This is a genomic window from Alistipes megaguti, from assembly GCF_944320325.1.
In the GTDB taxonomy this organism is placed as follows: Bacteria; Bacteroidota; Bacteroidia; order Bacteroidales; family Rikenellaceae; genus Alistipes; species Alistipes megaguti.
The window spans coordinates 62,712-71,433 of record NZ_CALUHA010000010.1; the positions used below are offsets into that span (position 1 = coordinate 62,712).

An 8,722-nucleotide genomic window follows, 5' to 3' on the forward strand; every position below is an offset into this window, starting at 1 on the left:
CGCGGGCGGACAGCACGGCGCGGAATGTATTGTATAGTGCCGGGCGGGCAGGCGACGGGCGGGCAGGCGACGCGGGACATACAGCGCCGTGCGGCAGGGCCAATAGCCCACCAGGATCAGCGGCGCACCAGCTTTACGACATTCTCCACATGATGCGTGTGGGGGAACATGTCGACGGGCTGCACCGCCTCAACGCGGTAGGCTTCGTTCATCAACGCCAGGTCGCGCGCCTGCGTGGCCGGGTTGCAGCTCACGTAGACAATCCGCTCGGGGGCCGCCCGCAGGATCACCTCAATCACCGGCTCGTCCACTCCAGCGCGCGGCGGATCGAGGATGATGACATCCGGATGGCCGTTCGCCGCAACGAACGCATCGTCGAGCACCGCCTTCATGTCGCCGGCATAGAAACGCGTGTTGCGGATGCCGTTCAGCTCGGAGTTGACCTTCGCGTCAGCGATCGCTTCGGGGACGTACTCGATGCCCACGACCCGCGCACAGCGTGCGGCGCAGAAGTTGGCGATCGTCCCCGTTCCGGTATAGAGATCGTAGAGCGTATCCCCGGGGTGCAGATCGGCAAACGTGCGTGCCACCTTGTAGAGTTCGTAGGCCTGCTTCGAGTTGGTCTGGTAGAAGGACTTCGGCCCCACCTTGAAGCGCAGCCCCTCCATCTCCTCAATGATATGGTCCTTGCCGCGGTAGCAGACCGGCTCCAGATCACCCACCGAGTCGTTCAGCTTCGTGTTGACGATGTAGAAGAGCGAGGTGATCTGCGGGAAGCGCTCCGACAAGTGGTCGAGCAGCGCCTCGCGGCGTGCGCGGTCCTCCTCGCCGAAGACCACAATCACCATCACCTCGCCCGTCGAGGCCGTGCGGATGATCATGTTGCGCATGAACCCCGTATGTTCGCGGGCGTTATGGAACGTATAGCCGTGTTCAAGGCAGAAGCGTTTGGTCTCGAGGCGGATCCCGTTCGAGGGGTCGGGCTGCAGCCAGCACCGGCGGATGTCGAGCACCTTGTCGAACATCCCCGGAATGTGGAACCCCACGGCCGGCGATGCTTCGAGTTCCTCGCCCGAGGCGATCTGCTCGCGCGTGAGCCAGCCGCGGTCGGCAAAGGTGAATTCGAGCTTGTTGCGGTAGAAGCGCGTCTCGGCCGATCCCAGGCAGGGGGCGATCTCCGGCAGCGTGAGTTTGCCGATGCGCGTCAGCTGGTCGCGCACCTGCGCCGTCTTGAAGCGCAGCTGCTCCTCGTAGGGGAGGTTCTGCCACTTGCAGCCGCCGCAGACGCCGAAGTGTTCACAGAAGGGCTCCTCGCGCAGCGGCGAGCGTTTCACGTAGTTCACCACGTAGCCCTCCATGAAGCGGCGTCGCTTGAGGCGGATCTGCACGTCCACCACGTCGCCCGGCACGGTCATCGGCACGAAGACCACCACATCGTTCCAGCGGCCCATGGCCTTGCCCTCGGCCGCCAGGGTCGTAATCTCAAGCCCCTCGATCAGGGGATAGTTCGCTTTCTTTCTTGCCATCGTTTCGGATTCGGAATTCAGAGTGCAAAGGTAACAAAATTTTCGCCCCGGCAGCCGCTACCGCCCCATCCGGCTCACACCCCCGCTCACGGCCGCCCCTCCCGGAAGCGCTTTTGAGGAATAAAGATAGGCAAAATCCCGCAAAAAACGCTATCTTTGCCCGAACAGTGACCCCGAAAAAGTCAATTACATCTATGAAAATCGCCTGCCTGACCTTCAATCCGATACAGGAGAACACCTACCTCCTCTGGGACGACACCTCGGAATGCGTCGTCATCGACGCCGGGAACTCCTCGCCGCGCGAGGATGCCGCCCTGGACGACTTCATCGCCCGCCACGGTCTGAAACCCGTTCTGGCCGCCAATACCCACGGACACTTCGACCATACGCTCGGCGTCGAACACCTCAAACAGCGCTACGGAATCCCCTTCGCCCTCTCGTCGAAGGACCGCTTTCTGGTCGACAACGCCGCCACGAGCGGCTCGGTCTTCGGCGTCAGGATCGGCGCAATGCCCTCAACCAACATCGACCTCGAACAACAGCAGGAGATCCGCTTCGGCCAAACCCTCCTGCAGATTCTCCGCACCCCGGGCCATACGCCCGGCCACGTGGCCTTCTACGAACCCGAATCGAAGTCGCTCTTCACGGGCGACACGCTCTTCCGCGAGTCGATCGGGCGCACGGACCTTCCGGGCGGCGACTACTCGTGGATCATGCGCTCGATCCTCGACGTGATCGTCCCGCTGGGCGAGGAGGTGCGCGTCTACCCGGGCCACGGCCCCGAGACGACGATCGGCCACGAACTGCTCTACAACCCCTTCATCGTCGAGGTCCTCAACGAGGAGGTCAACTACCGCAACCAATGAAGGCACTAATTCACCGTCTGCTCTACCACACCCTCCCGCTCGAGGGATACCTCCGTGTCGTAAGCCGGATGTTCTTCCTCTGGCAGCGCCTCGGCATCGGCCGCTACGCCCCCGCCACGGAGTATGTCTATCACCTGCCGCAGCTGGTCCACGAGGGCGACACCTGCATCGACATCGGCGCCAACCTCGGCTACTACGCCCGCACGATCTCCCGCCTGGCCGGCCCCTCGGGCCGGGTGCTGGCCGTGGAGCCCGTCGCGCCGATCCGCAAGGTCCTGAGCCGCAACCTGCGCCGCTGCTCCAACGTCGAGATCCTCCCCTACGCCCTCGGCGCCGAAAACCGCGACGTGGCCATGGGAAACGACTCGGCCCGCAAAAACGGATACCTCGGTACCGGGCAGAACTTCGTTAACGACTCCGGCGAGCGGACCGACGTGGAGTTCACGGCCCGCATGCGCCGCGGCAGCGAGCTCTTCGCCCGACTCGAGAGGCTGGACTTCATCAAGTGCGACATCGAGGGCTACGAACTGACGGTTATGCGCGAGATGCGGCCCCTGCTGGAGCGCTTCCACCCCACGGTGCTCATCGAGACCGGCGGCGGGAACCGTTCCGAGATCATCCGCCTCTTCACCGCGCTGGGATACCGGGGCTTCACCCTCGACCATGGAGGCGAAATTCCGCTTACCCCCGAATCGACCAAAGACATCATCTTCCGCCATGCGCATTGACATCATATCCTCGGTACCCGATCTGATGACCTCGCCCCTGAACGAGTCGATCCTGCGGCGCGCGCAGGAGAAGGGGCTCGTGGAGATCGTCGTACACAACCTCCACGACTACGCACACGACCGCCGCAAAACCACCGACGACTACCCCTTCGGCGGCGAGGCCGGCATGGTCATGAAGTGCGAACCGGTCTTCGAACTGGTCGAGAAGCTCCAGAGCGAGCGCACCTACGACGAGATCATCTACACCTCGCCCGACGGCGTGCGCTACGACCAGCACGAGGCCAACCGCCTCTCGATGCTCGAGAACATCATCATCCTCTGCGGCCACTACAAGGGGATCGACCACCGCATCCGTGAACACCTCGTCACGCGCGAGATCTCGATCGGCGACTACGTCCTGACGGGGGGCGAACTGGCCGCCTGCATCATCGCCGATTCGGTGGTGCGGCTCATCCCGGGGGCGATCGGCGACGAGGCATCGGCCCTGACCGATTCGTTCCAGGACAACCTGCTGGCACCGCCCATCTACACCCGTCCGGCGGAGTTCCGCGGCTGGCGGGTTCCGGACGTGCTACTGTCGGGCAACTTTGCCGAGATCGAAAAGTGGCAGGACGAGCAGGCCTACGAACGCACCCGACGGCTGCGCCCCGACCTGCTGGAGAAATAACACCCCGACACCCGGGTGACGGCCGGCCATCCCCGCCGCAAGGCACGGATCCGCCGAACCCGTCCCCCGCATCGGACCGCAAACAAGCTTGCACATGAAATACTACCTCATCGCCGGCGAGCCTTCGGGCGACCTGCACGGCGCCAACCTGATCCGCGGCCTGCGAAAAGCCGACCCCGAGGCCGAGTTCCGCTTCTGGGGCGGCGACCTCATGGCCGAGGCCGGCGGCCGCGAAAACCTCCAGATGAACTACCGCGAAACGTCGTTCTTCGGAGTGGTCCAGGTACTGAAGAACCTCGGCACGATCCGCCGCCAGATGCGCCAATGCCGGGAGCAGATCGCCGCATTCGCCCCCGACGCGGTGATCCTGATCGACTACCCGGGCTTCAACCTGAAGATCGCCCGCTGGGCCCGGCAGCAGGGGCTCCGTACGTTCTATTACATCGCCCCGAAGGTCTGGGCCTCGCGCGAGGGACGCATCCGCGCCATCCAACGCGATGTCGACCGACTGTTCATCATCTTCCCCTTCGAGGGCGACTACTTTCCGCGTCACGGCATCCGCCCCATTTTCGAGGGCAATCCGCTCGTCGACGCACTCGCGGAGCGCCTGCCCCAACTGCCCCCGGCCGATGAGTTCCGTCGTCGCAACGGCCTCGACGCACGACCGATCATCGCCCTGCTGGCCGGCAGCCGCCGCTCGGAGATCCGCAAGAACCTCCCGCTGATGGTCGCCCTCGCACGGCATTTCCCCGACCGGCAGTTTGTCGTGGCCGGCGTATCGTGGCTCGAACCCTCGCTCTACGAGGAGTATCTGGCCGGCACCCCGCTGCGCCGGGTCTGCGACCAGACCTACGAGACCCTCCGGGCCGCGGAGGCCGCCGTCGTCGCATCGGGTACCGCCACGCTCGAAACCGCCCTGCTGGGCGTCCCCGAGGTGGTGGTCTACCGCCTCTCGTGGATCGAATACCACGGCATGCCGCTCTTCCTGCACTGTCCGTGGGTCTCGCTGGTCAACCTCAACCTCGGGCGCGAAGCGGTCGCCGAGGTGCTCCAGTCGAACCTCGACATCTCGCGCGCCGAACGCGAGTTGCGAGCCATTCTCCCGGGCGGTGAGCGCCGCGAAAGGATGCTGGCCGACTTCGACCGGCTGCGCACCATCATCGGCGGTCCCGGCGCCAGCGACCGCTTCGCGCGCCGCATGGTCGAACTGCTCAAAAACCCAAAACCATGAAGATCATCTGCATCGGACGCAACTACCGGGCCCACGCCGAAGAGCTGCACCACACGACCGGTCTGGCCGAAAGCGGCGCCGAGCCCCTCTGGTTCATGAAACCCGACACGGCGCTGCTGCGCAACAACGACCCCTTCTACATTCCGCACTTCTCGCAGGAGGTGCACTACGAATGCGAGCTGGTCGTGCGCATCAACCGCGTCGGACGGGCCATCTCCGAGCGATTCGCCCACCGCTACTACGACGAGGTGGGGCTCGGCATCGACTTCACGGCCCGCGACCTGCAGCGTGAAGCTATCGCCCAGGGGCTTCCCTGGGAGCGCTGCAAGGCCTTCGACCACTCGGCGGCCCTCTCGCCGCAATTCCTGCCGCTCGCCGAACTGGGCGGCAACGTGCAGCAGCTGCACTTCACGCTCGACATCGATGGAGAGCGCCGCCAGACGGGCTCGACCGCCGAGATGATCTTCACGGTCGACCGGCTGATCGCCGCCGTCTCGCAGTATGTCACGCTGCGCATGGGCGATCTGCTCTTCACCGGAACGCCGGCCGGGGTCGGTCCCGTCTACCCCGGCAACAACCTTCGGGCCTCGCTCGAGGGGCACGAACTGCTCAACTTCGACATCCGGTAGCAAGGGGCCGACGAGGGACCGCAGAGGGATCGGCGAGGGGCTGGATGACAGGACCGGATGACAGGACCGGATGACAGGACCCGCCGCCCGAGCTCCCGAATTCCCAAGCCCCCGGACAACCGGCAAACCGGCCGGCGCTCCGAACAGCCGAGCGGCCCGACCACTGCGCCCGCCGCCCGCCGAAACAGACAAAAAAACAAAAACGACCTGCACGAAAACATGCTTTTACACGAACAACTCCACTCCCGACGGCTGCTGCTGGCTTCGCAGTCGCCCCGCCGCCGGGAACTCCTCACGGCCTGCGGGCTCCCCTACGAACTGGCCCCGAAATACGACTGCGAAGAGCGCTACCCGGCCGATCTTGCAGCCGAAGAGGTCCCGCTCTACCTCTCACAGCTCAAGAGCCGCGCCTACCCCGCACCGCTCGCCGAAGGCGACATCCTGCTGACGGCCGACACCGTGGTGGTGCTCGACGGACGGGTGCTGGGCAAACCCCACGGCCGCGAAGAGGCCGTCGCCATGCTCCGCAGCCTCTCGGGACGCCGCCACACGGTAGTCTCCGGCGTGACCCTCCGTACGACGGAGCGCATCCACTCGTTCGAGGCGCGGACCGACGTCTGGTTCCGGCCCCTCACGGATGAGGAGATCGACTACTACGTCGACACCTTCCGCCCCTTCGACAAGGCCGGCTCGTACGGCATTCAGGAGTGGATCGGCTATGCCGCCATCGAACGCATCGAAGGATCGTTCTACAACGTCATGGGACTCCCCGTCCAGAAAGTATACACCGAACTGAATAAATTCCTCAACGCATGAAACGCACCCTGTTCTCGCTTCTGGCCCTCTTCAGCCTGCTGACCGCCGCAGCCGACGAGGGCATGTGGCTCCCGAGCCTCATCGCCTCGCGCATCGACGACATGCGCGCCAAGGGATTCCGCCTCACGGCCGAAGACATCTACTCGATCAACCGCGCCTCGATGAAGGATGCCGTGGTGCTCTTCGACGGCGGATGCACCGGCGAACTGGTCTCCCCGGAGGGGCTGCTGCTGACCAACCACCACTGCGGTTACGACGCCATCCAGCGCCATTCGACCGTCGAACACGACTACCTGACCCACGGTTTCTGGGCCCGTTCACGCCAGGAGGAGCTTCCGAACAAGGGGCTCAACGTCCGTTTTCTGGTGCGCATGGAGGAGGTGACCGACCGCATCGCCGCCGGTGAGACCCCCGAGGAGATCATCCGCCGCGCCGAGGCCGAGGGGGAGGGTTACAAGGCCACCGTCGAGCAGATGTATTACGGCGACCAGCAGTTCCTCTTCCTCTACGAGCAGTTCGACGACGTACGTCTGGTGGCCGCCCCGCCCTCGTCGATCGGCAAGTTCGGCGGCGACACCGACAACTGGATCTGGCCCCGCCACACGGGTGACTTCTCCGTCTTCCGCATCTACGCCTCAAAGGAGAACAAACCCGCCGCCTACTCGCCCGACAACGTCCCCTACCGGCCGAAAAAGTACTTCACGATCTCGACCAAAGGGTTCCGCGAGGGGGACTTCACGATGATCTACGGTTTCCCGGGCAACACCCAGGAGTATATCCTCTCGGATGCCGCGGAGTACATCGCCACGCAGTCCGACCCGGCCAAGATCGCCATCCGCGACGGCCGCCTCGAGATCATCGCCCGCGCCCAGGAGAGCGATCCGGCGCTGCGCATCCACTACGCCGCCCAGCGCGCCACGATCGCCAATGCCTGGAAGAAGTGGCAAGGCGAGGTGCTGGGCCTCACGCGCCGGAAAACCGTCGAGACCAAACGTCAGCGCGAAGAGGCCTTTGCCCGCGAAAATTCCCGCGGCGCGGAGCTGCTGCGCGAAATGAAGGCCGAATACCAACGCATCATGACCCCCTATTTCGCCCGTGAAATCACGGTGGAGACCCTCCGGGCCCTGCCGGCGAAATATACCGACGAGGAGCGCGCCGAGGCGGTCTTCCCGGCCCGTCGTGAGACCGAGCGCGAACTGTTCCGCTGGCTCTTCGGCGAATACGCCCGCCGCTGTCCGGCCCAATACCAGGTGCCGGTCTTCCTCGACGGCGTAGCCCGAAGCGGTTCACCCGAAACCTTCGCCGAAGAGGTCTTCGAGGAGGTGTGGGCCGGCGCAGAGACGCCGCTGAGCGACTCGCTGCGCAACGGTTCGAAGCGCATGCTCGACCACATCACCTGGCTGCTGGGTACCGACCGCCTGCGCAACCTCACGAGCCGGCGTCTGAACGATCTCTACCGCGGCTATGTCCACGAACTGCGCACCACGTGGCCCGACCACCCCTACTACCCCGACGCCAACCTGACGCTGCGCGTGGCCTACGGCGCCATTGCCGGCTATGAGTATGCCGATGGCGAGTACCACACGCCGCTGACGACCCTCGACGGGATCATCGCCAAGGACAACCCCGAGATCTACGACTACGACATTCCGCAGGCGCTGCGCGACCTCTACGCCTCGAAGGATTACGGGCGCTGGGGCGTGGAGATCGACGGACGGCGGACGGTTCCGGTCTGCTTCCTGGCCTCGAACCACACCACGGGCGGCAACTCCGGATCGCCGGTGCTGAACGCCCGGGGTGAACTGATCGGCATCAACTTCGACCGTACGTGGCGTTCGACGATGAGCGACATCGCGTTCGACCCCACGATCTGCCGCAACATCGCCGTCGATATCCGCTACGTGCTCTTCGTCATGGACCGCATCGGCGGTGCCGGTTATCTGCTCCGGGAGATGAAGATCAAATAGGACACAGGCCCAACCTCCGCAGCGGCCGGGCCGGGATACGGTCCGGCCGTAGCCGGAGCCTTCTTCCGGCTGCGGGGCCGCCCCCGGAAGAAGATTTTCGAGTTTTTTCTCCGAAAATTTTGCAAATAGCAAAATAGTGCCTATATTTGCAGGCCCGAAAGATAATTCGGGAGGTCGCGCACAAGGTCGTACAAAAGGCCGTACAGATGCGTGCAATGCCCAGGTGGTGAAATTGGTAGACACGCTACTTTGAGGGGGTAGTGAACAATTGCGTTCGTGCAAGTTCGAGTCT

Annotated in this window: 8 protein-coding genes; 7 read left to right on the plus strand and 1 reads right to left on the minus strand. The window is 64.4% G+C overall.

Annotated elements, in window-relative coordinates; genetic code table 11:
- Nucleotides 1–116 precede the first annotated feature (116 nt).
- Nucleotides 117–1,526 (minus strand): 23S rRNA (uracil(1939)-C(5))-methyltransferase RlmD, encoded by a 1,410-nt coding sequence (gene rlmD, locus PUQ42_RS04380; RefSeq protein ID WP_087309655.1) that lies wholly within the window; start codon nt 1,524–1,526, stop codon nt 117–119.
- Nucleotides 1,527–1,720: 194 nt separating this feature from the next.
- Here rlmD and PUQ42_RS04385 point away from each other — a divergent pair, with 194 nt between their 5' ends.
- The 7 genes from PUQ42_RS04385 (at nt 1,721) to PUQ42_RS04415 (ending at nt 8,430) form a co-directional block, all read left to right on the plus strand.
- Nucleotides 1,721–2,392, plus strand: coding sequence for an MBL fold metallo-hydrolase (locus PUQ42_RS04385; protein WP_273371329.1), 672 nt, complete (start codon nt 1,721–1,723; stop codon nt 2,390–2,392).
- Entirely contained in the window at nt 2,389–3,120 is a 732-nt protein-coding gene (locus tag PUQ42_RS04390) for an FkbM family methyltransferase (RefSeq protein WP_273371331.1), read from the plus strand. The genes PUQ42_RS04385 and PUQ42_RS04390 overlap by 4 nt, the downstream gene beginning before the upstream one ends.
- Nucleotides 3,110–3,787, plus strand: a complete 678-nt coding sequence (gene trmD, locus PUQ42_RS04395) for a tRNA (guanosine(37)-N1)-methyltransferase TrmD (protein WP_087309649.1) — start codon at nt 3,110–3,112, stop codon at nt 3,785–3,787. Before PUQ42_RS04390 ends, trmD begins: the two co-directional genes overlap by 11 nt.
- A gap of 94 nt (nt 3,788–3,881) precedes the next feature.
- Complete coding sequence (gene lpxB, locus PUQ42_RS04400; protein WP_273371334.1) at nt 3,882–5,018, plus strand: lipid-A-disaccharide synthase; 1,137 nt, start codon at nt 3,882–3,884, stop codon at nt 5,016–5,018.
- Nucleotides 5,015–5,647: a fumarylacetoacetate hydrolase family protein gene (locus PUQ42_RS04405; protein ID WP_122120104.1), complete on the plus strand. Its 633-nt coding sequence runs from the start codon at nt 5,015–5,017 to the stop codon at nt 5,645–5,647. Before lpxB ends, PUQ42_RS04405 begins: the two co-directional genes overlap by 4 nt.
- 219 nt (nt 5,648–5,866) lie before the next feature.
- On the plus strand, nt 5,867–6,463 hold the full coding sequence (locus PUQ42_RS04410) for a Maf family nucleotide pyrophosphatase (protein ID WP_087309643.1): 597 nt from the start codon (nt 5,867–5,869) through the stop codon (nt 6,461–6,463).
- Entirely contained in the window at nt 6,460–8,430 is a 1,971-nt protein-coding gene (locus tag PUQ42_RS04415; RefSeq protein ID WP_273371337.1) for a S46 family peptidase, read from the plus strand. Before PUQ42_RS04410 ends, PUQ42_RS04415 begins: the two co-directional genes overlap by 4 nt.
- The last annotated feature ends 292 nt before the right edge of the window (nt 8,431–8,722 follow it).

Bases quoted from the DNA above. Each gene is read 5' to 3' on its own strand.
- rlmD (WP_087309655.1), bottom strand. From the start codon at position 1,526: ATGGCAAGAAAGAAAGCGAACTATCCCCTGATCGAGGGGCTTGAGATT.
- PUQ42_RS04385 (WP_273371329.1), top strand. From the start codon at position 1,721: ATGAAAATCGCCTGCCTGACCTTCAATCCGATACAGGAGAACACCTAC.
- PUQ42_RS04390 (WP_273371331.1), top strand. From the start codon at position 2,389: ATGAAGGCACTAATTCACCGTCTGCTCTACCACACCCTCCCGCTCGAG.
- trmD (WP_087309649.1), top strand. From the start codon at position 3,110: ATGCGCATTGACATCATATCCTCGGTACCCGATCTGATGACCTCGCCC.
- lpxB (WP_273371334.1), top strand. From the start codon at position 3,882: ATGAAATACTACCTCATCGCCGGCGAGCCTTCGGGCGACCTGCACGGC.
- PUQ42_RS04405 (WP_122120104.1), top strand. From the start codon at position 5,015: ATGAAGATCATCTGCATCGGACGCAACTACCGGGCCCACGCCGAAGAG.
- PUQ42_RS04410 (WP_087309643.1), top strand. From the start codon at position 5,867: ATGCTTTTACACGAACAACTCCACTCCCGACGGCTGCTGCTGGCTTCG.
- PUQ42_RS04415 (WP_273371337.1), top strand. From the start codon at position 6,460: ATGAAACGCACCCTGTTCTCGCTTCTGGCCCTCTTCAGCCTGCTGACC.